Genomic DNA, 21422 nt, shown 5'->3' with positions numbered 1-21422 from the left:
CCGTTCGTCCAGGAGGCGGTGACCGGTGAGCCATCCCGACGGCACGTCCGAAGAGGTTCCGGTGCGGGCGGCCGGCTGCGTCCTGTGGCGGCGGTCGCCGTTCGGCGGTGAGCTGGAGGTATGCCTGGTCCACCGACCGAAGTACGACGACTGGTCGCACCCCAAGGGAAAGCTCAAGCAGGGCGAGGACTGGCTGGTGTGCGCCGTCCGCGAGGTGGCCGAGGAGACCGGCCACGCGGCGCACCCGGGGCCCCGGCTGCCCACGGCCCGCTACCTGGCCCAGGGCCGCCCGAAGGAGGTCCGCTACTGGGCGGCCGAGGCCGGTGCCGGCCGTTTCACGCCGAACGACGAGGTGGACCGGGTGCTGTGGCTGCCCCCGGCGGCCGCCCGCGCCCGCCTCACGGAACCGAGGGACCGCGCCCTCGTGGACGCGCTCCTCACCGCCCTGCGCCTGGCATAGCTCCGGCCCCGGCACACCGCTCCGGCCCGCGCCGGGCGCGGCCCCCGCCCGGTACGGGACGGGACCGGGCCACGCCCTGCCAGGGACGGCGCAGGGACCGCGCCACGCCCGGCACGACACAGGACCCGAGCCCCACCCGGTACGACACAGGCGTGGCACCCGGCACGGGACGGCGGCCGCACCCGGCCGGAATCACCCTGTGTCCTCGGCGTGAGCTTTCCGTGACCTAACCGCACCGCCCTCAGGGGTTCACCTCCCGTTCATTCGGCCCCGTAGGCGGCTTCACCTGTTCTGCCTAATTTCGGCCTTACCCGGTGCGGTGCGCGGCCCCAGGGAAGCGCTCGTACCGCCCAGTCTTCGCACGCCGCCGGATTCAGGACGGCGGCTCTCGGAAGGATCTCCCTCAAGTGAAGCTTCAGCGCATGAACCGGCGGGCCCTCACCCTCGGTGCTCTCGCCGTCTCCGGCGCCCTGGCCCTCACGGCGTGCGGCTCCGACGACACCGGCTCCAAGAGCAGCGACGGCGGCAAGAGCAGCTCCGCCGCCGCGGGCGCCGGTGACATCAAGTGCGACGACGCCAAGGGCCAGCTCCTCGCCGACGGCTCCTCGGCGCAGAAGAACGCGATCGACGCCTGGGTCAAGAACTTCACCCAGGCCTGCAACGGCGTCCAGGTCAACTACAAGGGCTCCGGCTCCGGCGCCGGCATCACCGCGTTCACGCAGGGCACGGTCGCCTTCGCCGGCTCCGACTCCGCGCTGAAGCCCGAAGAGGTCACCGCCTCCAAGAAGGTCTGCACCGGCGGCCAGGGCATCGACCTGCCGATGGTGGCCGGCCCGATCGCCGTCGCGTACAACCTCTCCGGTGTCGAGAACCTCGTCCTGGACGCGCCGACCCTGGCGAAGATCTTCGACGGCAAGATCAAGAACTGGAACGACGCGGCCATCGCGAAGCTGAACCCCGGCGCGAAGCTCCCCGACCTCCAGATCCAGCCGTACCACCGCTCGGACGAGTCCGGCACCACGGACAACTTCACCAAGTACCTGATCGCCGCCGCCCCGAACGACTGGAAGTACGAGGGCGGCAAGGCCTGGCAGGCCAAGGGCGGCCAGTCCGCGTCCGGCTCCTCCGGTGTCGCGCAGGGCGTCAAGCAGACCAACGGCGCCATCGGCTACATGGAGCTGTCGTACGCCAAGGACGGTCTCGGCACCGTCGCCCTGAACACGGGCGCCGCCGCTCCGGTCAAGGCCTCCTCCGACGGCGCCACCAAGGCCGTCGCGGCCGCCAAGGTCGTCGGCACGGGCAACGACCTGGCGCTGAAGATCGACTACACCTCCAAGGCCGAGGGCGCGTACCCGATCACCCTGGTGACGTACGAGATCGTCTGCGACAAGGGCAACAAGGCCGACACCCTGCCGGCCACCAAGGCCTTCCTGCGGTACCTGGCCAGCGAGCAGGGCCAGGGCATCCTCTCGGGCATCGACTACGCGCCGATCCCCGACTCCATCATCACCAAGGTCCGCACCACCGTCGAGGGCCTGAGCTGATCTGAAGGTGCGGTCCGGGCCGGGGTCCACCCGGCCCGGACCGCACCGTCCGGTGCACCGCCGCCAGGGGCCGCACGCACACCCGGCCCCGCCCGAGCCGCCCACCCACGAGCGGCTCCGCAGACCGGAGAACCCCATGGACATATCGATGCAGAAGACAGACGAAGCACCTCCACCCACGGCCCCGCCGGCCACGGCCGAGCAGAAGCGCGCGGCGCGCGGCGCCACCCGACCCGGTGACCGGATCTTCCTCGGTCTCTCCCGCGGGTCGGGCATCCTGCTGCTCGCGATCATGGCCGCCATCGCGATCTTCCTCACGTACCGGGCCTCGCTGGCCATCAGCGAGGACGAAGCGAACTTCCTCACCGCCTTCGAGTGGAACACCAGCCTGGTGCCGCCGGAGTTCGGCATCGCCGTCCTCGCCTTCGGCACGGTGGTCTCCTCGATCGTCGCCATGGTCCTCGCGGTCCCGATCGCCGTCGCCATCGCGCTGTTCCTGACCCACTACGCCCCGCGCAAGCTGCGCAGCCCGATCTCGTACGTGATCGACCTGCTCGCCGCCGTGCCGTCCATCGTGTACGGCCTGTGGGGCGCCCTGATCCTCGTCCCGCACATGAACGGCCTCTTCAGCTGGCTGGACGAGTACCTGGGCTGGACGGGGATCTTCTCGTGGGACAAGGGCGCCCCGCGCTCGATGCTCACCGTCGGCATCCTGCTGGCGATCATGATCCTGCCGATCGTCACCAACGTCAGCCGCGAGGTCTTCCGCCAGGTCCCGCAGATGCACGAGGAGGCCGCCCTGGCCCTCGGCGCCACGCGCTGGGAGGTCGTGCGGATGTCCGTGCTGCCGTTCGGACGCTCCGGTGTGATCTCCGCGTCGATGCTCGGCCTCGGCCGCGCCCTCGGCGAGACGATGGCCGTCGCCACGGTCCTCTCCCCCGACTTCGACATCCACGCCAGCCTGCTCAACCCGGGCGGCGGCACCTTCGCCCAGAACATCGCCAGCAAGTTCAACGAGGCGAACGAGTTCGGCCGGGACGCGCTCATCGCCTCCGGCCTCGTCCTGTTCGTCATCACGCTGCTGGTCAACGGCGCGGCCCGCGCGATCATCGCCCGCCGCAAGGAGTACTCGGGGGCCAACGCATGAGCCACGCCGTCGTCAACGACAAGCGCCCCAGCACGCTGCGCGGCGCCAGCCTGCCGAAGTGGTCCCCGTGGGCCATCGCCGGCGGTTCGATCGCGCTGGCCGTGGTCATCGGCCTGGCCGGGGGCCTCGACAGCCGCGTCCAGTGGGGCCTGATCGCCGGTCTCCTCTTCCTCCTGGCCACCTACGGCATCGCCGCCCGCGTCGAGGGCCGCCGCCAGGCCAAGGACCGCATCGCCACCGCCCTCGTCTGGGTCGCCTTCCTGATCGCCGTCGTGCCGCTCGCCTCGCTGATCTGGGCGACCGTGGAGCGCGGCACCAAGGTCCTGGACGTCTACTTCCTGACCCACTCGATGGGCGTCGTCGCCGACTCCGAGGCCGGCGGCGGCATCTACCACGCCATCCTCGGCAGCCTGGAGCAGGTCGGCCTCGCCACCCTGATCGGCGCCCCGATCGGCATCCTCACCGCGATCTACCTGGTGGAGTACGGGCGCGGCAACCTCGCCCGCGCCGTCACCTTCTTCGTGGACGTCATGACGGGCATCCCGTCGATCGTCGCGGGCCTGTTCATCCTCAGCCTCATGCTGATGTTCGACATGCAGCCCTTCGGCTTCGCGGGCTCGCTGGCCCTGGCGATCCTGATGATGCCGGTCGTCGTACGCTCGACGGAGGAGATGCTCAAGCTCGTCCCCAACGAGCTGCGCGAGGCCTCCCTCGCGCTGGGCGTCCCCAAGTGGCGCACGATCCTGAAGGTGGTCGTCCCGACCTCCATCGGCGGCATCATCACGGGCGTCATGCTCTCCGTGGCCCGCATCGCGGGTGAGACCGCCCCCGTCCTCCTCCTCGTCTTCGGCAACCCGTTCATCAACGCGAACCCCTTCGAGGGTGCGCAGGCGTCGCTGCCGCTGTACATCTACCAGCAGTACGCGCAGAGCGCCGGTTCGCAGCCGGCGTACGACCGTGCCTGGGCGGCATCGCTCACGCTGATCGCCTTCGTGATGATCCTCAACCTGGTGGCTCGCGGCATCGCCCGCTGGAAGGCCCCGAAGACCGGTCGCTGAGCACCGCTCCGCGGCTGCCGCCGCGCGGGACCCCAGCGACCCACCGGACTTTTGGAAGTGAAGTAGAAGACATGGCGAAGCGAATCGACGTAAGCGGACTGACCGCGTACTACGGCTCCCACAAGGCGATCGAGGACATCTCGATGACCGTCGAGCCGCGCTCGGTGACGGCGTTCATCGGCCCCTCCGGCTGCGGCAAGTCGACGTTCCTGCGCACGCTGAACCGCATGCACGAGGTCACCTCCGGCGGCCGCGTCGAGGGCAAGGTGATGCTCGACGACGAGGACCTGTACGGCCAGGGCATCGACCCGGTGTCGGTGCGGCGCGAGGTCGGCATGGTGTTCCAGCGTCCGAACCCCTTCCCCACGATGTCGATCTTCGACAACGTGGCGGCGGGCCTGCGGCTGAACGGCAGCTACAAGAAGAGCGAGCTGCAGGACGTCGTCGAGAGGTCCCTCAAGGGCGCGAACCTGTGGAACGAGGTGAAGGACCGCCTGAACAAGCCGGGCTCGGGCCTCTCCGGCGGCCAGCAGCAGCGTCTGTGCATCGCGCGGGCGATCGCGGTGGAGCCGAACGTCCTGCTGATGGACGAGCCCTGCTCCGCGCTCGACCCGATCTCCACCCTCGCCATCGAGGACCTGATCGGCGAGCTGAAGGAACGCTTCACGATCGTCATCGTCACGCACAACATGCAGCAGGCGGCGCGCGTCTCCGACCGCACGGCCTTCTTCAACCTGGCGGCCGTCGGCCAGCCCGGCCGGCTGATCGAGATCGACGACACGGAGCGCATCTTCTCCAACCCGTCGGTCCAGGCCACCGAGGACTACATCTCCGGCCGCTTCGGCTAGGGGGTACGGACCCCTCGCGGTGCTGCATGGCGGTGCCACCGCGAGGACGCAGAAGAGCCCGCCCCCTGGCTCCCGGGGGGCGGGCTCGTGCGTTGCGGGGAGGGCCGGACGGGCCCCGGGCGCCCTACAGGAACGCCAGGTCGACGACCCAGAAGGCGCCGGCCGCGACGACCGCCGCCGCCGGCATGGTGATGAACCAGCCGAGGACGATGTTCTTGGCGACGCCCCACCGCACGGCGTTGATCCGCTTGGTCGCGCCCACACCCATGATCGCCGAGGTGATGACGTGCGTCGTCGAGATCGGCGCCTTGAACAGGAACGCGGAGACGAACATGATCGAGGCACCGGTCGTCTCCGCCGCGAAGCCCTGCGGGGGGTCCAGCTCGATGATCTTCCGGCCGAGCGTGCGCATGATGCGCCAGCCGCCCGCGTAGGTGCCCAGCGACAGCATCACGGCGCACACGATCTTGACCCAGACCGGGATCGGGTCGCCGTAGTCCTCGACGTCGGCGATGACCAGCGCCATCACCACGATGCCCATCGTCTTCTGCGCGTCCTGGAGGCCGTGGCCGAGCGCCATGCCGGCCGCCGACACCGTCTGCGCGATGCGGAAGCCCCGCTTGGCCTTGTGCGGGTTGGCACGCCGGAAGATCCACATGATCGCCGTCATCACCAGGTAACCGACCACCAGGCCGACCACCGGCGACACGAACATCGGGATGACGACCTTCTCCAGCACCCCGTTCCAGTACACCTGTGTCCCGCCGGCCAGCGCCGCGCCCACCATGCCGCCGAACAGCGCGTGCGAGGAGGAGGACGGCAGGCCGAAGTACCAGGTGACGAGGTTCCAGGTGATCGCGCCCACCAGCGCCGCGAAGAGGATCCCCATCCCCTGCGACCCCTCGGGCGTCTGGATCAGCCCCTCGCTGACGGTCTTGGCGACCCCGGAGCCGAGGAAGGCGCCGGCGAGGTTCATCACCGCGGCCATCGCCAGCGCCGCCCGCGGCGTCAGCGCCCGCGTCGACACGGACGTCGCGATCGCGTTCGCCGAGTCGTGGAAGCCGTTCGTGTACGTGAAGAAGAGCGCGACCCCGATGGTCGCGACCAGAGCGAAGGTGTCCATGAAGGGGTCAGGACTCCTTGACCGCGATGGTCTCCACCGTGTTCGCCACGTGCTCGAAGGCGTCCGCGGCCTCCTCCAGCACGTCCACGATCTGCTTGAGCTTCAGCACCTCTATCGCCTCGTACTTGCCGTTGAAGAGGTGGGCGAGCAGCTTGCGGTGGATCTGGTCGGCCTGGTTCTCCAGCCGGTTGACCTCGATCCAGTACTCGGTGAGGTTGGACATGGTCCGCAGGTTCGGCATGGCCTCGGCGGTCAGCTCCGCCGCCCGCGCCAGCACCTCGATCTGCTGCTCGACGCCCTTGGGCAGGTGCTCGACGTTGTAGAGGACGACGAGGTCGACGGCCTCCTCCATGAAGTCCATGATGTCGTCGAGGGACGAGGCGAGGTTGTAGATGTCCTCGCGGTCGAACGGCGTGATGAAGGAGGAGTTCAACTGGTGGAAGATCGCGTGCGTGGCGTCGTCACCGGCGTGTTCCGCGGCCCGCATACGCTCTGCGATCTCGGCCCGGCCGGCGGTGTCCGCCCCGAGCAGTTCCATGAGGAGTTTCGAGCCCGTGACGATGTTGTCCGCGGACGCGGCGAACATGTCGTAGAAGCTCGTCTCCCTCGGGGTCAGACGAAAGCGCACGTGGGGTCCTCAGGGTGCATCGGTTTCGGTCAGGCTGATGCTAGGCGCATCATCCGGCCACGGCTAACGGGCCGCCCACCAGTGTCACCCATGGACGAGGACGACCGGCAGCGGGGCGGCCCGGTGGTCCGCTCCCCGGACCGCGGACGACCGCGGCCACATCCCCCCTACCCCGCAAAGTTCGGTACGATATACCCAGTAGGGGTATATGTCTGGAGGACACCATGACGACCACCGAGGCCGGGGCGGCCACCGAAGAGGCCGTGACCGACCACGACCGCGGTGTGCACGGCTACCACGAACAGAAGGACGAGCACCTCAAGCGCCTGCGCCGCGTCGAGGGGCAGATCCGGGGCCTCCAGCGCATGGTCGAGGAGGACACCTACTGCATCGACATACTCACCCAGGTGTCCGCCTCCACCAAGGCCCTGCAGTCCTTCGCGCTGCAGCTGCTGGAGGAGCACCTGCGCCACTGCGTCGCCGACGCGGCCGTCAAGGGCGGCGACGAGATCGACGCGAAGGTCGAGGAGGCCACGAAGGCCATCGGCCGCCTGCTGCGGACCTGATCCGGCCACGACCCCGCCCCGGGCCCCTGGTCCCTGGCCCCGCCCCCTGGCACCGGGCAGCGGGGCCCGCGCGTCAGCCGGCGCGGGCCTCGCGCTCCTCGGCCACCCTCAGCACCTCGTCGATGCTCTCCAGGCTGAGCCGCTCCTCGGCGGCGGAGGCCGCGATGATCAGCTCCCCGCACAGTTCGATCTCGGCGAGGGCCACGTGGTCCTGTACCGCCGTACCGCCGACCGGAGCCACGCGCATCACCTCGTCCCTGCCGTCACCGACTTCCTAGAGTAGGGAGCGACGCACGGACCGCGCATGGCACGGACGGGCTAGTCCTCATACCGGTTCTCTGGCCGGATCCGGCCCCCACCGGACGATCGCCGGCCGCTCCTTCCCAGGATCCGTCCGGCTCACTCCTCCGCGATCCGCCCGGCGTAGATGTCCGCCGGCGCCGGCAGCCGTACGTCGGCGGGCGCCCCGAAGTCGTACAGCAGCGTCGTCGAGGCGACCGCGACGGCCTCCTTCTGCCGTCCGTTGACGAAGGTGAACCGGTGCCGGACCTTGCGGATGCGCCCCTCGTCGTCGAGGTAGACGTCGAAGGGGACCCGGGCGGTGGCGAACCCCTTCGCCGCCGCCCCCAGCGAGTCCCGGCCGCCCGCCGAGGCGCCCTTCGCGGCCGCCGCGAGGTCGGCGGTGCCGCGGAAGTGCCGCACGTCGGTCCCCGCCAGCCGGTCCCGGCCCACGTAGGTCGCGGTGCGCGTCCCGCGCAGCACCTCGGCGGCGGCGTACGGGTCGGTCGCGCCGCCGGTCACCAGGTTCCCGTCGGACAGCGTCGCCGTGTCCACCCGCACCCACTTGTCGGCGGGCACGCCCGCACCCCGGTTCTTCATGAACAGCGCACCCGGCGCGAGGAGTTCGACGATGGGCCGGTGCTCACTGGCGCCGGCCGGATCCTGCGGGAGCACCACCTTCAAGCGCCCGAGCCGCCGGCGGTAGTCGTAGACGCCCTCGCCACGGATCGTCACGCGGGTCCCGCCGGTGGCCATCTCCATCGACGTCCGGGCCTTCGAACTGCCCGCCGCCACCAGCGCGTCGGCCGCCCGGCGGAGCGTCTCGACCGGGTCGGCGGCCCGCGCGTCCTCGGCCGCGTTCCCGGGCCCGGCGCACCCGGCGGCGGCGCCGGCCCAGACCCCGGCCGCCAGCCCCGCGACGACCGCCGTGCCCCACCGCCGCTGCTGCCGCTGAGTCATCGCCTGTCTACCCCCAGCCGGTACGTGCGTCACGGGCCCCTTGTCGTTCCCGATAACGACGGGCGGGCGGCCCCCGTCACGCGCGACCGGGACCCGCGATGACCGCAGGCGTCCTTTCCCGCGGAGCTGGGTACGGTTGACTGCGTGACCCAGCAGGACCGTTCGGTCTCCTCCCCCGGCGACGGGGAAACCCACACCACCACGACCGTCGAACGCGGCCCCTTCTGCCTGGCCCGCTGCACCTGCGGCTGGCACGGCCCGGCGCGCAGGGCGAGAAGCCTCGCCAGGACGGACGCCGCCGGCCACACCCACGGCTGACGTTCCCCTCCCTCCCCGGGAACCCCCCGGCCCGGGGTCCCGTCTGCCTCCATGAAGCAGACGAAAGCCACAGGGGGCGGTCAGACATGCACCGGCGTACGTTCCTCACGGGCGGCACGGCCGCCGTGGCGGCAGTCGCGACGGCCGCGGGCCGGCCGGGCGGCGCCGGCGGCGGCTCCTTCGGCACCGGATCCGCCTCCGCCTCCGGCACCGGATCCACCTCCGGAACCGGCTTCGTCCCGGGGACCGGCTCCGCTTCGCGGGCCCTCTCCGGCACGGCGGACGGCAAGGTCCCGCTGCGGACCGCGAGCGCCGTGGCCGCCGCCGACTGGGCCGCCCTCGACCGCTCCCTCGACGGCGCCCTGATCCGCCCCGGGGACGCCTCGTGGACGGCGGCCCGGCAGCTGTACAACACCCGTTTCGACACCCTCCGGCCGGCCGCGGTCGCCTACGTCGCCCACCCCGACGACGTCCGTACCGCCCTGGCCTACGCCCGCGCCCACGGCACCGGGGTCGCCGTCCGCAACGGCGGCCACTCCTACGGCGGCTGGTCCTCGGGCGACGGCCGGCTGATCCTCGACGTCTCCCGGCTGAACCGGGTCCGTGCGAGCGGCCGTTCGGCCGTCGTCGGCGCCGGCGCCAAACTGATCGACGTCTACCGCGCGCTCGCCGCCAGGGGCGTGACGATCCCGGCCGGCTCCTGCCCGACGGTCGGCGTCTCCGGTCTGGTCCTGGGCGGCGGCCACGGCGTCGTCTCCCGCGCCTACGGCCTCACCTGCGACAGCCTCACCGGCGCGACCGTCGTCACGGCGGACGGCAGGCTGCTCACGGCGGACGCCACACACCACGAGGACCTGTTCTGGGCGCTGCGCGGAGCCGGCCACGGCAACTTCGGCGTCGTCACCGAACTGCGCTTCGCCACCCACCCGGCTCCCCGGGCGGTGACCGGCCGGCTCTCCTGGCCCTGGTCGAGGGCCGCGGCGGTGGTGCGGGCCTGGCAGGAATGGGGACCGTCCCAGCCGGACGAGATCTGGTCCGCCCTCCACCTGACGAGCACGCCCGGCGGCACCCCGAGGATCTCCGTGTCCGCCTTCTGCATCGGCACCCACGGCCAGCTGCAGAACGCCGTCGACCGCCTCGCGCACCGCGTGGGCGCCTCCGCGACGACCGTGTCGCTGCGCCGCCGCTCCTACGAGGAGGCCATGGAGGTCTACGCCGGGTGCTCCTCCTTCGCCACCGACGCCCAGTGCCACCTGCCCGGCCCGACCCCCGGCCGCTCCCCGCGGGGCGCCCTGGGCCGCGAGACCTACGCGGCCCGCTCCGACTTCTTCGACCGCTCCCTGCCGGAGGCGGGCGTGCGGGCCCTGCTCCGGCAGCTGGAGAGCGTCCGGGGCGGCTCGGGCAGCGTCGCGCTCACCGCCCTGGGCGGCGCGGTCAACCGGGTCTCCCCCACGGCCACGGCGTTCGTCCACCGCCGCTCCCGGATGCTGGCCCAGTACCTGGTGTCGTGGCGCGCGGGCACGACGGGCGCGACGGCCCGCTCCTGGCTCGCCGAGGCCCACGGCGCCATGGCCCCGCACGCCTCGGGCGCCGCCTACCAGAACTACGCGGACCCCACCCTGCCGAACGGGAGGAAGGCGTACTACGGCCCGGCGCTCCCGCGCCTCACCCGGGTGAAGCGCACGTACGACCCGACCGGCTTCTTCACGTACCCGCAGTCGCTGTGACGGGACCGGCCCGGCCCGCGGCCGGCAACTGCCCGCTGCCCGCTGCCCGCCGGTGACGGTCCGCGGCCGGCGCGACCGCCTACGCGGCCAGGTCCCGCTCCTCGGCGGAGGCCGTCTCGACCCGGGCCCCCGGGACCACGGCGTCCCGCCCCGCGCCCCGCGCGGAGCGCGCCCGCACGGCCCAGCCCAGCCACGCCGTCCCCTCGACCGCCTTCAGCACGGGGGTGAGCAGCATCGAGGCCACCGGCGACAACAGCAGCGCCACCGCCGTACCGAGCGCGAACCCCCCGACGACGTCCGTCGGGTAGTGCACCCCCATGTAGACCCGGCAGAACCCCTCCACCAGCCCCAGCCCGATCCCCACGAGCCCGAACCTGCGGTGGGCGACGAACAGCGCGACCCCCATCGCCATGGTGATCGTCGCGTGGTCGCTCACGAAGGAGTAGTCGGTCTTCCCGGAGACCAGGACCTCGAGGCCCTGGTGGTCGAGGAAGGGCCGGGGCCGCTCCACGAACCCGCGTATCGGCACGTTCACCAGGACCGCGACCGCGGCGGCCAGCGGCACCCACACCAGTGCGGCCACGGAGGAGGCGGCGTCCTCGGCCGGCACGGGCCGCCGCCGCACGGTCCACCAGCACCAGAGCACGAGCAGCACCATCGCCAGGAGCAGCCCGTACTCGCCGACGAACTCGACGATCCGGTCGAACCAGTGCGGGGCCTCCCTGGCGAGGCCGTTGATGTCGTAGAGCAGGTCGACGTCAGGGTTCGACCCGGATGCGGCGAGTCCAGCCATGGTGCTGCGGCCCCTTCGTCGTTGCTGCCGGACGCGCCTCACGCACGCCGCTCGTACCCACCCCCGTGGTCGTAGATCCGCGCCCGCCGCCCTGCCGGTCGGCACGGGCATCGCTCGGCTACGTCAACAGGAACGCACGGCCCCCGCCGATACGTTCCGCCCTCCACCGAATGATCACGCAGACGTTATCGAAGAGAAACACGTCTCCGCAGCTCAGGCAACGGGTCCCCGCCCGGTTCAGACCCTCGCGGGGAGCGCTTTCGCGCCATCTTCGGTGACCCGCGTGGCACCGAAGTACTTGCGGGTGTCGATCGGGTCGAACCGGATGACCGCCCCCGTGCGGGGCGCGTCGATCATGTACCCGCCGCCGACGTAGATGCCGACGTGGTCGATGGCCCGGGAGTTGTTCGGATCGGTCGAGAAGAACACCAGGTCGCCCGGCAGCAGCTCGTCCCGCGAGGGGTGCGGACCCGCGTTGTACTGGTCGTTGGCCACCCGCGGCAGGGTGATCCCGACGCTCTCGTACGCCGCTTTGGTCAGCCCCGAGCAGTCGAACCGTCCGCCCTGCTCAGGCGTGCCGTTCCCGCCCCACAGGTACGGCGTCCCCAGCTTCTTCTGCGCGAAGTAGATCGCCCCGGCGGCCTGCTCGGACGGATCGACCCGGGTGACCGGCGCGGCGAAGCTCTTGGCCAGCGTGGTGATCGTCTTCACGTAGTTCCGGGTCTCCCGGTACGGCGGCACGCCCCCGTACTTGATGACCGCGTAGGCCCCCGCGTTGTAGGACGCGAGCATGTTGTGGGTGGGGTCGCCGGGCACCTTCTTGACGTACGAGGCGAGTTCGCAGTCGTACGACGCGGCCGACGGGATCGCGTCATTCGGGTCCCACACGTCACGGTCGCCGTCCCCGTCGCCGTCGATGCCGTGGGTGGCCCAGGTGCCGGGGATGAACTGCGCGATGCCCTGGGCCGCCGCGGGGCTCTTGGCGTTCGGGTTGAACCCGCTCTCCTGGTAGAGCTGGGCGGCGAGCAGCGCCGGATCGATCGCGGAGCAGAGGTTGCCCCACTTCTGCACGAGCGCCTGGTAGGCGGCCGGCACGGCGCCCTTGGCCAGCCCGACGCTCCTGCCGCCCGCGCCGCCCGCGAGGTTCCCGGCGATGACGTACACGCCGACGACCAGCAGCATCACGAAGCTGAGTCCCGCCGCAGTCGCGGCACCCGCCAGGATCCACGCCTTACGCACCGTCAACCGCCCCTCGCCCGTACGGCTTTCCGCCCGCGTCAGTGTATGAGCTTCCCCCGCGGGATCCCGCGCAACCGGCGCTTCCCCCTCACGCCCCGGGCGGTGCGCCGCCCCGGGCGGTGCGCCGCCCCGGCCGGGGCGGGGCCGGACCGGGTCCCGCTATCGTCCTCGTGTCGCCGAGGCCCGTGCGGAAGGAATCTCCCGTGACCGACATCCCCACCGATCTGACGTGGGTCCGCGCCGCGCCGCCGGAGGCGACCGGCCCCGGCCCCTGGATCGAGATCGCCTTCGGCGAGGGCGACGACGCGGAGGCCCCCGTCTACCTCCGCGAGACCAGCGACCCGGACAACGTGGTCACGACCAACCGGCGCAAGTGGGACGCGTTCGTCCTCGGCGTGCGGGCGGGGGAGTTCGACCACTTCGTGGAAGGCGTGGAGGGGACGGCGGACGCCGACGGCGACGCGGGGACCACCGCCCGCCCGCTCCCCTGACGGACGGTCGGGAAGCGCGCGGACGGCGGGCCACGGCCCCGCCTCCCGTTCGCCGTCGGTCATGAGACCATCGGAAACGGACGCTCACCCGACCAGCCGTCAGAAACGGCGCACGGCCGTGAAGTGGGTCAACGACGGAACCGCACGACGGGTTCCGCTCCGACTTCATTGCCCGGCGTGACCTGCCGTGATACACAGAGTGACGAGTGCGTGCTATTCGTACGAATCCCGCCCGTCAATGACGCCAAGTCGACATACGAAGGCGGCGTTGTCGGCGACAATGAGACCTGACCTCTGCACACCGCGGGGGCCTCTCGGAACTACCCACCAGGGGCGGTGACTTACATGCTCTTTGCGGCCGACAAGGGCGACATCAACACCATCATCGGCGGGATCGCTCCGGACTGGGGCCCCTTCGGCAGCCTGGGCAACGAGGCCAAGGTGATGATCGAGGTGGTGATGGCGATCGCCATCCTCCTCTGCCTCGGCATCGCGATCTGGGGCGCCGCCAAGCAGCGCATCGGCGCGACGGCCCTGCGCGACACCTTCAGCGCGGAACAGGGCAAGGGCCTCATCATCGCCGGGCTGACGGGCGTCTTCATCATCGGGTCCCTCGGCACCCTGTTCACGATCGTGTACGGCATGGCCGTGTAGCGGTCGCCGCCCGCCGCCAGTCCGTCCCGGGCACTCCCGGCCCCCTCCACCCCACCCACCCGTCGTGCCCACCGGCTGAGGTTGCGTCTCCCTGATGTCGAGTCACCACACCGCGCCCGCGCGGGAACCAGCACGGCTACCGTCGTACTACCACGCGTTCCGGTACGGCAGCGAGGGGGCGTACACGGCATGAGTCCCGGAGACGAACACGACTACGGCGAGCCGTCGGGCACCCGCGTGCGCCTGCCCGACGCCGACCCCTACGGCGGCGCCCGCCGCCCCGCCCGCTCGTCCTCGCGCAACCTGGTCATGGTGGTCGGCGTCGTCGTCCTCCTGATCGCCGCGATCGCCTTCGCGAACCGTGGAGGAGACGATTCCTCCTCCACGGCGGCCACGGGCGAGGGCAACGGCGACAAGCCGAGGACCTCGTCGACGGCGGCGAGCGGGACGAAGCCGGTGGACGCAAAAAGTGCGGGAATCCCCTCGGGGTACGCCCGCGACGAACAGGGTGCCCAGAGTGCGGCCGCCAACTTCGCCGTGGTCCTGGGATCGGCGGAGATGTTCGATACGGCCAGACGGCGCCAGATCGTCGACACCGTGTACGCGCCCGACGTCGCCGCGGCACGTCGGTCCGCCCTGGACGCCGCGTACTCGAGTGAGACGTTCCTGAGCAACATCGGCCTCGACAAGGACGGCACCGCGCCGAACGGCCAGGCATTCGTCTCGCGCATCGTCCCGGTGGGCACCAAGACCACGGCATACAGCGTGAACGCGGCCACCGTCGAGGTCTGGTACACGTCGCTGTTCGGCCTCTCGGGCGAAGCATCGACCAACCCGGTGTCCGAGAGCTGGTACACCACCACCTACCAGCTCAAGTGGATCAACAACGACTGGAAGGTCGCCGACTTCCAGCAGAAGGACGGGCCCGTTCCGGTCGGGCGCGACCAGAAGGCCTCCACCGCCGACGACATGACGAAGGCCGTCGAGGAGTACGGAGGGTTCACGTATGCGCGCTAAGCACCTCCCCCTGAAGCTGACGGCTGCCGTCGTAGCCGCTCAGAGCACCGTGGTGCTGCTGGCGAGCCGTGCCCTCGCCGCGCCGACACCCAGCCCGACTCCCTCTCCGTCGGCATCCCCGTCACCCAGTGACAGCACCTGTGACCTCATTCGCGGACCCGCCGAGGAGTACTGCGAGAAGGGCAACAACCGCTCCGGCACCACCCCCAGCGTCTCCGACACCGTCGACCCCCTCTCCTCGCTGGCCAAGGGCTGTGCCGAGGCCGCCGCCTGGACCGTCGACAAGCTCAGCGTCGCCGTGCAGGACACCGCGAACGTCGACTTCACCAACGCCCGGTTCCTCCAGCAGTACGCCGTCGTCTTCGCCGCGTCGACCGTCCTGACCCTCCTGCTGTGGCTGCTGGCCGTCGCCAAGCGGGCCGTCCGGGGAGTCCCCCTCACCACCGCGATCGGCGAAGCCGTCGGCTTCCTGTGGCTCACCGTCCTCGCCTCCGCCTTCACGCCGCTGATCCTCTACACGGTCGTCTCGGCCACCGACGGCATCAGCGAGGTCCTGACGAAGACCACCGGCAACCAGACCGACACGTTCTTCGGCACCTTCTCCGCCGCCCTGGAGAAGGGCGAGGACATCGGCGGCGGCCCGATCATGCTGATCGTGGTCTCCCTGGTGTCCATCCTCGCCGCCGGCGTCCTGTGGCTGGAACTGGTCCTGCGGGCCGCCCTCCTCTACGTCGGCGCCCTGCTCGGCACCGTCGTCTACGCGGGCCTCGTCGACAAGAACCTGTGGGGCCACGTCCGCCGCTGGGCCGGCATCATGATCGCCGTCATCCTGGTCAAACCGGTCATCGCGATCGTCCTGGGCCTGGCCGGCGCGCTCTCCGCCGACGACGGTCCGGGCGCCTTCGGCGCGGTCGTCTCCGGGCTGTCCATCATCCTGCTGGCCATCTTCGCCAGCGCGATGATCTACCGCTTCGTACCCGGCTTCGGCGACGAGATCGCCCATTCGCGCAACAACCGCATGATGCAGGGCGCCGAGAGCAAGGCCGCGGCCGTCATCAGCTCCCCCGCCACCCTCGTCGCCCAGGGCATCAAGACCCACAGTACCCGCGCCGACAGCAACGGCGGCGGGTCCTCCGGCGGTCAGCGCCCGGCCAACCAGACCTCCGGCGGCATGGCCGCGCACAGCTCGCGCACCGCGAACGGAGGTGGCGGATCCGTCCCCTCCGCCGCACCCGCGCCCCGCGCCGCCAGCCCGGTGAACACCCCGCACGCCGGCAACAACCGCAACAGCAGTACCAACCGCACGGGAGGTGAAGGGCGTTGACGACTGATTCCCACGTGTCCCACGCGGTCACGCCCCGCCGTACATATCTGATCGGCCGCGCCCGGCCGAACGCGATCGTCGGCCGCAACCGCGAGTCCGGAGAGATCGCGCTCATCGTCGTCGGCGCGTTCCTCGGCATGATGTGCGGGCTCCTCGTCCCCCTCCTGGCCCTGCGGATCGTGCTGCTCGCCGGCTTCCCGATGATCGCGATCGCCGTGGTCTACATGCCGTACAAGCACCGCACGTTCTACAAGTGGTTCGAGATCAACCGCAGTTACAAGCGCACCCTGCGCCGCGGCACGGTCTACCGCTCGGCCGCCATGGAGGCGGGCACCCGGATCGACGGTCAGGAGATCGAGATCGGCCCGCCGCCCGGCATCGGCCGGATCAGCTGGCTCGCCGCCCCCTTCGGCCCCGACGAGATCGCCGTCCTGCTGCACGCCGACCGCCGTACGGTCACCGCGGCCATCGAGATCGAGGGGCCCGGCGTCGGCCTGCGCGACAGCGAGGACCAGGAGGCCCTCGTCGACCGCTTCGGCACGCTCCTCAAGCACGTGGCCAACGGCGACGGCTTCGTCACCCGCCTCCAGATGCTCGCCCGCACCCTCCCGGCCGACCCCGACGCCCACGCCAAGGACGTCACCCAGCGCGGCGACGACAAGTCCCTGCCATGGCTGCAGTCGTCGTACGACCAGCTCCAGTCGATGGTGTCGACGAGCAGCGAGCAGCACCGCGCCTACCTGGTCGCCTGCATGCACTACACGCGCGAACTGGCCGCCGAGGCCAACGCCATGGCCCGCGCCGCCCGCCCGCAGAACGGCCGCAGACTGGACCGCGACGCCGGTCTCGCCGTCGTCATGGCCCGCGAGCTGACCGACATCTGCTCCCGCCTCCAGGAGGCGGACATCCGGGTCCGCCAGCCCCTCGGCCAGGGCCGCCTCTCCTCGCTCATCCACTCCATGTACGACCCGGACCACCCGATCGACCACATCCAGGCGATGACCCGGCGCAACGCCTGGCCGGCCGAGCTGGACGCCATGGAGCCGACCTACCTCAAGGCCAAGACCCGCGAGTCCTCCACCCGGGCCCCCTGGTGCCACGCCACGGCCTGGGTGAAGGAGTGGCCGATGACGCCCGTCGGCGTCAACTTCCTGGCCCCGCTCCTCGTCCACACCCCGGACGTCATCCGCACGGTCGCCGTGACGATGGACCTCGAACCCACCGAGGTCGCCATCGAACGCATGCTGACCGAGAAGACGAACGACGAGGCGGAGGCGAGCCGGGCCGCCAAGATGAACCGCACGGTGGACCCGCGCGACGTGGCCGCCCACTCCCGCATCGACCAGCGCGGCGAGGACCTCGCGAGCGGCGCGGCCGGCGTCAACCTCGTCGGCTACATCACCGTCTCCTCCCGCAATCCGGAGGCATTGGCCCGCGACAAGCGGACGATCAGGGCGTCCGCGGGCAAGTCGTACCTCAAGCTGGAGTGGTGCGACCGAGAGCACCACCGCGCGTTCGTGAACACCCTCCCGTTCGCCACCGGCATCCGAAGGTAGGGCTTTACATGCGGGACCCGATGTCCGTCCTCACCGACGCCTTCACGTCCTTCCTCTTCGGCAAGGTCGAGACCACCCGCCTGCCCGTCCGCACCTCCACCGGCCAGGCCCAGGCGGTCTACCTCCCGACCGCCGCCCCCGGCCTCGGCGACTCGGGCGTGATCATCGGCCGCGAGGTCTATTCGGGCAAGGGCTACATCTACGACCCCTTCCAGCTGTACGGCCAGCAGCTCCCGGCCCCGCACTGGCTGGTCCTCGGAGAGTCCGGCAACGGCAAGTCGGCCCTGGAGAAGACGTACGTCCTGCGCCAGCTGCGCTTCCGGGACCGCCAGGTGTGCGTCCTGGACGCCCAGGGCGAGGACGGCGTCGGCGAATGGAACCTCATCGCGCAGGCGCTCGGCATAACCCCCATCCGCCTGGACCCGACGGCCGCCCTGGACCACGGCATCCGCCTCAACCCGCTGGACCCGTCGATCACGACGACGGGCCAGCTGGCGCTGCTGCGCACCATCGTCGAGGTCGCGATGGGCCACGGCCTGGACGAGCGCTCCGGCTTCGCCCTCAAGGTCGCCCACGCCTACGTCAACGAGACGATCGTCGAACGCCAGCCGGTGCTCAGCGACATCGTCGAGCAGCTACGGCACCCCGAGCCGGAGTCGGCCGAGGCGATGAACGTCGCCATAGAGGACGTACGGGCGTGGGGCCTGGACGTGGCACTGGTCCTGGACCGCCTCGTCGACGGTGACCTGCGCGGCATGTTCGACGGCCCGACGACGGTCGGCATCGACCTGGACGCCCCGCTCATCGTCTTCGACCTGTCCCACATCGACCGCAACTCCATCGCCATGCCGATCCTCATGGCGATCGTCGGCGTGTGGCTGGAGCACACCTGGATCCGCCCCGACCGGAAGAAGCGCATCTTCCTGGTCGAGGAGGCCTGGCACATCATCAACAGCCCCTTCGTGGCACAGCTGTTCCAGCGGCTGCTGAAGTTCGGCCGCCGTCTCGGTCTGTCCTTCGTCGCGGTCGTCCACCACCTGTCCGACGTGGTCGACGGAGCGGCGGCGAAGGAAGCCGCCGCCATCCTCAAGATGGCGTCGACCCGGACGATCTACGCGCAGAAGGCCGACGAGGCGAGGGCGACGGGCCGCGTGCTCGGCCTGCCCCGCTGGGCGGTGGAGATCATCCCCACCCTCACCCCGGGCATCGCGGTGTGGGACGTCAACGGCAACGTCCAGGTCGTCAAACACCTGATCACTGAGACGGAACGCCCGCTGGTCTTCACCGACCGCGCGATGACCCAGTCGTCGGCCGACCTCGCCGAGGACGACGCGCTGCGCGCCGCGGAGCTGGAGCAGGAGCGGCGGGCGGCGGCCTTCGTGGAGCAGCACCTGCCCGACCTGGACGGCTCGTCCGAGTCGACGGTGGCGTAGGCGCGGGAGGCGGTGCGATGAGAGCGGGCGACCACCACGGCCAGGGCCGGGACCGGATTCAGGGCCGGAGTCAGGGGGGCGTCCCCGACGGCCTGCTGATCGGACTGCTCGCGTTCCTGCTCGGCATCACGCTGCTGGTGTGGACGGCGACGGGCCTCGCGGCCCTCTTCGCCCACGGTTCCTGGCCGGCCGGCGTCACCTTCCCCCGCACGCCCCTGGCCATGCGCCACCTCGTCGGCCGGCCGCACGACGTCGCCGGCGCCTGGCCGGCCGCCGACCCGTCGGCCCTCTCCGGCTACGGCCTGTTCTGGGGCCTGTTCATCGGCCAGGTGATGATCCTCCTGGTCCTCACGGTGTTCGCGCTGGGCACGGTGGCGAGATGGCGGGCCGTACGGGCGGGTCGCGGGACGCCACCCGGCCACGAGGTGCCCCTGCCGGCACCGGTCCCGGAGCCGGCGGCCCGGCCGGTCCAGCACGAGGTGCCCGCCCCCCGGACGGAACCCGCACCGCGGGCAGCGGAGCCCCTCCCCGTCGCCCCTGTCGCTCCCGTCATCCGGACCGAACCGGCGGTCGGCCCGGAGGCGGCGTCCCGGCCGGAGGGCGCGGTCCTCTACGCCGCGCCCGACGTCCGCCACACCGCCGCGGCCCGGGCCGCACGCGACGCCGAGGGCGCCGTCCTGGTGCTCACCTCGCGCCCCGCCCTCTGGCAGGACACCAAGGACGCCCGGGCCAAGCTCGGCCCGGTCCTCCTCTACGACCCCGTCCACCTCTGCGACACCCCGGCCCGCCTGCACTGGTCACCCACGGCGGGCTGCGAGGACAAGGCGACGGCGGCCGCCCGCGCGAGCGCCCTCCTCACGCCCGTCCGGCCCACCGCCCGCCTGGACCAGGCAGTGGCCGAGACCGCCGAGACGCTCCTGCGCAGTTATCTGCACGCCGCCGCCATCGACGGCCGCACCGTCCGTCACGTGCACCGCTGGTCCCAGGGCACCGCCCTCCAGGAAGCGGTCCGCACGCTGCGTACGAATCCGAAGGCCGCGGCCGGTTCCGCGGGCGAGCTGGAAGCCGCCCTCACGGCCCACCCCGAACGGCGCGACATCGCCCAGGAACTGACGACGCGTGCCCTGTCCGCCCTCTCGACGGTGAACGTCCGCGAGGCCTGCACTCCTCATCGAACTGACGCCCTCGCCTTGGATTCCTTCGTCGCCGAAGGGGGAACGCTTTATGTGGTCGGTGAATCCATCGAGGACCCGAGGACCCGTCCCGGCGCGATGCCCTTCCTCACGGCCCTCGTCTCAAGCGTGGTCGAGCGCGGCCGGCGCGTGGCCGAACGGTCATCCTCCGGTCGGCTCGACCCACCACTGACCCTGGTCCTGGACGACGTCGCGGCCGTGGCCCCGCTCGCCCAGCTCCCCGAGCTCCTCGCCGAGGGCACCGGCCTCGGTCTTCCCACCCTGGCCCTGCTCCGCTCCCGTGAGCAGGCGCGAGCGCGCTGGCCCCACCGCGAACTGCCGGTGTGACAGCCGCGTCCGCCTACACCTGCCGGGTCCGCTCGAGGACGTACTCCAGCTCACGGCCGCCGGAGTCCTCGGCCAGCGGCACGACGATCCCGCTCGGTACGAAGCCGGCCCTGCGGTAGAAGGTCCGGGCCCGGCCGTTGTCCTCGTGCACGATGAGCCGGACGCGTTCCAGCCCGCGTGACCACGCCCATTCGAGCCCGGCGTCGAAGAGCACCTCGGTCAGCCCGATCCCGCGGCACTCGGGCCGCACGAACACCCCGACGACATGCCCCTGCCGCCGCTCGACGGGAAATCCCGCCCAGTCCTCGGTCCCGGCCTCCTCGACGAGCACGGTGAGCGTCCCCACCCACTCCCCGTCCGGTCCTTCGGCGACGATCTGCTGCGCCTGCTCGGCCCCTTCGGCCGCTCCCGCCGTCCGCTCCCGCCAGAAGGAGTCGGGCCTCGCCAGCCCCTGCTCGTACGTCTCCAGGAAGGCCAGGTGCGCGACCGGGTCCTGCAACGCCAGGAGCCGCAGCTCCTTCGCGGCCGGCCACTCGTCGGCGCGCACGGACCTGATCAGGTAGCTCATGGGGCCACCGTAGTACCGGGGCGCCGACGCACTCACCCGAATAAACCCACGTGGAAACTCCCGTGAGTCCCGTAAATGCAGAAAACCCCCGTGCCAGTGGCACGGGGGTCTCCCGGAATGATTGTTCGGCGGCGTCCTACTCTCCCACAGGGTCCCCCCTGCAGTACCA

At 71.3% G+C, this 21422-nt stretch carries 22 protein-coding genes; 15 read left to right on the top strand and 7 right to left on the bottom strand.

From position 1 onward, the window contains the following. The first annotated feature begins 25 nt into the window (after positions 1-25). The 5 genes from ACF09K_RS13665 to pstB all read left to right on the top strand — a co-directional run bounded on the left by ACF09K_RS13665 (position 26) and on the right by pstB (position 5057). The gene (locus ACF09K_RS13665; protein ID WP_392243247.1) at positions 26-460 is read left to right on the top strand and encodes an NUDIX hydrolase; all 435 of its coding nucleotides are present in this window, start codon (positions 26-28) and stop codon (positions 458-460) included. A gap of 407 nt (positions 461-867) precedes the next feature. Next, the gene (gene pstS / locus ACF09K_RS13660; RefSeq protein ID WP_392243245.1) at positions 868-2004 is read left to right on the top strand and encodes a phosphate ABC transporter substrate-binding protein PstS; all 1137 of its coding nucleotides are present in this window, start codon (positions 868-870) and stop codon (positions 2002-2004) included. 136 nt (positions 2005-2140) lie between these two features. After that, positions 2141-3151, top strand: a complete 1011-nt coding sequence (gene pstC / locus ACF09K_RS13655) for a phosphate ABC transporter permease subunit PstC (RefSeq protein WP_392243244.1) — start codon at positions 2141-2143, stop codon at positions 3149-3151. Further along, the gene (gene pstA, locus ACF09K_RS13650; protein ID WP_392243242.1) at positions 3148-4209 is read left to right on the top strand and encodes a phosphate ABC transporter permease PstA; all 1062 of its coding nucleotides are present in this window, start codon (positions 3148-3150) and stop codon (positions 4207-4209) included. The genes pstC and pstA overlap by 4 nt, the downstream gene beginning before the upstream one ends. Before the next feature lie 71 nt (positions 4210-4280). After that, on the top strand, positions 4281-5057 hold the full coding sequence (gene pstB, locus ACF09K_RS13645) for a phosphate ABC transporter ATP-binding protein PstB (protein ID WP_392243240.1): 777 nt from the start codon (positions 4281-4283) through the stop codon (positions 5055-5057). A gap of 124 nt (positions 5058-5181) precedes the next feature. Here pstB and ACF09K_RS13640 read toward each other — a convergent pair whose 3' ends face one another. Then, complete coding sequence (locus tag ACF09K_RS13640) at positions 5182-6180, bottom strand: anion permease (protein ID WP_392243238.1); 999 nt, start codon at positions 6178-6180, stop codon at positions 5182-5184. A 7-nt stretch (positions 6181-6187) separates the two neighbouring features. After that, positions 6188-6808, bottom strand: coding sequence for a DUF47 domain-containing protein (locus ACF09K_RS13635; protein WP_392243236.1), 621 nt, complete (start codon positions 6806-6808; stop codon positions 6188-6190). Between the two features lie 224 nt (positions 6809-7032). On the opposite strand from ACF09K_RS13635, the gene ACF09K_RS13630 reads away from it, so the two are divergent. Next, on the top strand, positions 7033-7374 hold the full coding sequence (locus ACF09K_RS13630; RefSeq protein ID WP_392243234.1) for a metal-sensitive transcriptional regulator: 342 nt from the start codon (positions 7033-7035) through the stop codon (positions 7372-7374). 73 nt (positions 7375-7447) lie between these two features. On the opposite strand, the gene ACF09K_RS13625 is transcribed toward ACF09K_RS13630, so the two are convergent. Both ACF09K_RS13625 and ACF09K_RS13620 read right to left on the bottom strand, forming a co-directional pair. Then, positions 7448-7621 carry a hypothetical protein gene (locus ACF09K_RS13625; RefSeq protein WP_366061017.1) on the bottom strand — a complete coding sequence of 58 codons (174 nt, stop codon included), beginning with the start codon at positions 7619-7621 and terminating at the stop codon, positions 7448-7450. Positions 7622-7773: 152 nt separating this feature from the next. After that, on the bottom strand, positions 7774-8613 hold the full coding sequence (locus ACF09K_RS13620; protein ID WP_392243232.1) for a hypothetical protein: 840 nt from the start codon (positions 8611-8613) through the stop codon (positions 7774-7776). Positions 8614-8757: 144 nt separating this feature from the next. Here ACF09K_RS13620 and ACF09K_RS13615 point away from each other — a divergent pair, with 144 nt between their 5' ends. Both ACF09K_RS13615 and ACF09K_RS13610 read left to right on the top strand, forming a co-directional pair. Then, the gene (locus ACF09K_RS13615; protein ID WP_392243230.1) at positions 8758-8931 is read left to right on the top strand and encodes a hypothetical protein; all 174 of its coding nucleotides are present in this window, start codon (positions 8758-8760) and stop codon (positions 8929-8931) included. Positions 8932-9017: 86 nt separating this feature from the next. Then, entirely contained in the window at positions 9018-10658 is a 1641-nt protein-coding gene (locus tag ACF09K_RS13610; RefSeq protein ID WP_392243229.1) for an FAD-binding oxidoreductase, read from the top strand. Between the two features lie 79 nt (positions 10659-10737). Here ACF09K_RS13610 and ACF09K_RS13605 read toward each other — a convergent pair whose 3' ends face one another. Both ACF09K_RS13605 and ACF09K_RS13600 read right to left on the bottom strand, forming a co-directional pair. Next, positions 10738-11451, bottom strand: coding sequence for a phosphatase PAP2 family protein (locus tag ACF09K_RS13605; protein WP_392243227.1), 714 nt, complete (start codon positions 11449-11451; stop codon positions 10738-10740). A 237-nt stretch (positions 11452-11688) separates the two neighbouring features. Further along, positions 11689-12696, bottom strand: coding sequence for an NlpC/P60 family protein (locus ACF09K_RS13600; protein ID WP_392243226.1), 1008 nt, complete (start codon positions 12694-12696; stop codon positions 11689-11691). 197 nt (positions 12697-12893) lie between these two features. Here ACF09K_RS13600 and ACF09K_RS13595 point away from each other — a divergent pair, with 197 nt between their 5' ends. The 7 genes from ACF09K_RS13595 (at position 12894) to ACF09K_RS13565 (ending at position 20685) form a co-directional block, all read left to right on the top strand. Next, positions 12894-13181 (top strand): DUF397 domain-containing protein, encoded by a 288-nt coding sequence (locus ACF09K_RS13595; protein WP_392243225.1) that lies wholly within the window; start codon positions 12894-12896, stop codon positions 13179-13181. 345 nt (positions 13182-13526) lie between these two features. Next, positions 13527-13835, top strand: coding sequence for a hypothetical protein (locus ACF09K_RS13590; RefSeq protein WP_073499096.1), 309 nt, complete (start codon positions 13527-13529; stop codon positions 13833-13835). A 189-nt stretch (positions 13836-14024) separates the two neighbouring features. Then, complete coding sequence (locus ACF09K_RS13585) at positions 14025-14852, top strand: hypothetical protein (RefSeq protein ID WP_392243223.1); 828 nt, start codon at positions 14025-14027, stop codon at positions 14850-14852. Further along, entirely contained in the window at positions 14842-16176 is a 1335-nt protein-coding gene (locus ACF09K_RS13580) for a hypothetical protein (protein WP_392243222.1), read from the top strand. Before ACF09K_RS13585 ends, ACF09K_RS13580 begins: the two co-directional genes overlap by 11 nt. Then, positions 16173-17732, top strand: a complete 1560-nt coding sequence (locus tag ACF09K_RS13575) for an SCO6880 family protein (RefSeq protein WP_392243220.1) — start codon at positions 16173-16175, stop codon at positions 17730-17732. The genes ACF09K_RS13580 and ACF09K_RS13575 overlap by 4 nt, the downstream gene beginning before the upstream one ends. Before the next feature lie 8 nt (positions 17733-17740). Next, positions 17741-19165, top strand: coding sequence for an ATP-binding protein (locus tag ACF09K_RS13570; protein WP_392243218.1), 1425 nt, complete (start codon positions 17741-17743; stop codon positions 19163-19165). Positions 19166-19182: 17 nt separating this feature from the next. Further along, entirely contained in the window at positions 19183-20685 is a 1503-nt protein-coding gene (locus ACF09K_RS13565; protein ID WP_392243216.1) for a type VI secretion protein, read from the top strand. Between the two features lie 13 nt (positions 20686-20698). Here the strand turns inward: ACF09K_RS13565 and ACF09K_RS13560 are convergent, their stop codons facing one another. Next, entirely contained in the window at positions 20699-21253 is a 555-nt protein-coding gene (locus ACF09K_RS13560) for a GNAT family N-acetyltransferase (RefSeq protein WP_392243214.1), read from the bottom strand. Between the last annotated feature and the right edge of the window lie 169 nt (positions 21254-21422).

Source organism: Streptomyces sp. NPDC014882, from assembly GCF_043081325.1.
Lineage (GTDB): Bacteria > Actinomycetota > Actinomycetes > Streptomycetales > Streptomycetaceae > Streptomyces.
The sequence above is the reverse complement of the archived record's forward strand: the minus strand, read 5'-3'. Positions and strand labels throughout refer to the sequence as shown.

What these genes read in the sequence shown, in the direction of transcription:
- pstC (WP_392243244.1), top strand. Translation starts at nt 2,141, where the DNA reads ATGGACATATCGATGCAGAAGACAGACGAAGCACCTCCACCCACGGCC.
- pstA (WP_392243242.1), top strand. Translation starts at nt 3,148, where the DNA reads ATGAGCCACGCCGTCGTCAACGACAAGCGCCCCAGCACGCTGCGCGGC.
- pstB (WP_392243240.1), top strand. Translation starts at nt 4,281, where the DNA reads ATGGCGAAGCGAATCGACGTAAGCGGACTGACCGCGTACTACGGCTCC.
- ACF09K_RS13640 (WP_392243238.1), bottom strand. Translation starts at nt 6,180, where the DNA reads ATGGACACCTTCGCTCTGGTCGCGACCATCGGGGTCGCGCTCTTCTTC.
- ACF09K_RS13630 (WP_392243234.1), top strand. Translation starts at nt 7,033, where the DNA reads ATGACGACCACCGAGGCCGGGGCGGCCACCGAAGAGGCCGTGACCGAC.
- ACF09K_RS13625 (WP_366061017.1), bottom strand. Translation starts at nt 7,621, where the DNA reads ATGCGCGTGGCTCCGGTCGGCGGTACGGCGGTACAGGACCACGTGGCC.
- ACF09K_RS13620 (WP_392243232.1), bottom strand. Translation starts at nt 8,613, where the DNA reads ATGACTCAGCGGCAGCAGCGGCGGTGGGGCACGGCGGTCGTCGCGGGG.
- ACF09K_RS13610 (WP_392243229.1), top strand. Translation starts at nt 9,018, where the DNA reads ATGCACCGGCGTACGTTCCTCACGGGCGGCACGGCCGCCGTGGCGGCA.
- ACF09K_RS13605 (WP_392243227.1), bottom strand. Translation starts at nt 11,451, where the DNA reads ATGGCTGGACTCGCCGCATCCGGGTCGAACCCTGACGTCGACCTGCTC.
- ACF09K_RS13590 (WP_073499096.1), top strand. Translation starts at nt 13,527, where the DNA reads ATGCTCTTTGCGGCCGACAAGGGCGACATCAACACCATCATCGGCGGG.
- ACF09K_RS13585 (WP_392243223.1), top strand. Translation starts at nt 14,025, where the DNA reads ATGAGTCCCGGAGACGAACACGACTACGGCGAGCCGTCGGGCACCCGC.
- ACF09K_RS13580 (WP_392243222.1), top strand. Translation starts at nt 14,842, where the DNA reads ATGCGCGCTAAGCACCTCCCCCTGAAGCTGACGGCTGCCGTCGTAGCC.
- ACF09K_RS13570 (WP_392243218.1), top strand. Translation starts at nt 17,741, where the DNA reads ATGCGGGACCCGATGTCCGTCCTCACCGACGCCTTCACGTCCTTCCTC.
- ACF09K_RS13565 (WP_392243216.1), top strand. Translation starts at nt 19,183, where the DNA reads ATGAGAGCGGGCGACCACCACGGCCAGGGCCGGGACCGGATTCAGGGC.
- ACF09K_RS13560 (WP_392243214.1), bottom strand. Translation starts at nt 21,253, where the DNA reads ATGAGCTACCTGATCAGGTCCGTGCGCGCCGACGAGTGGCCGGCCGCG.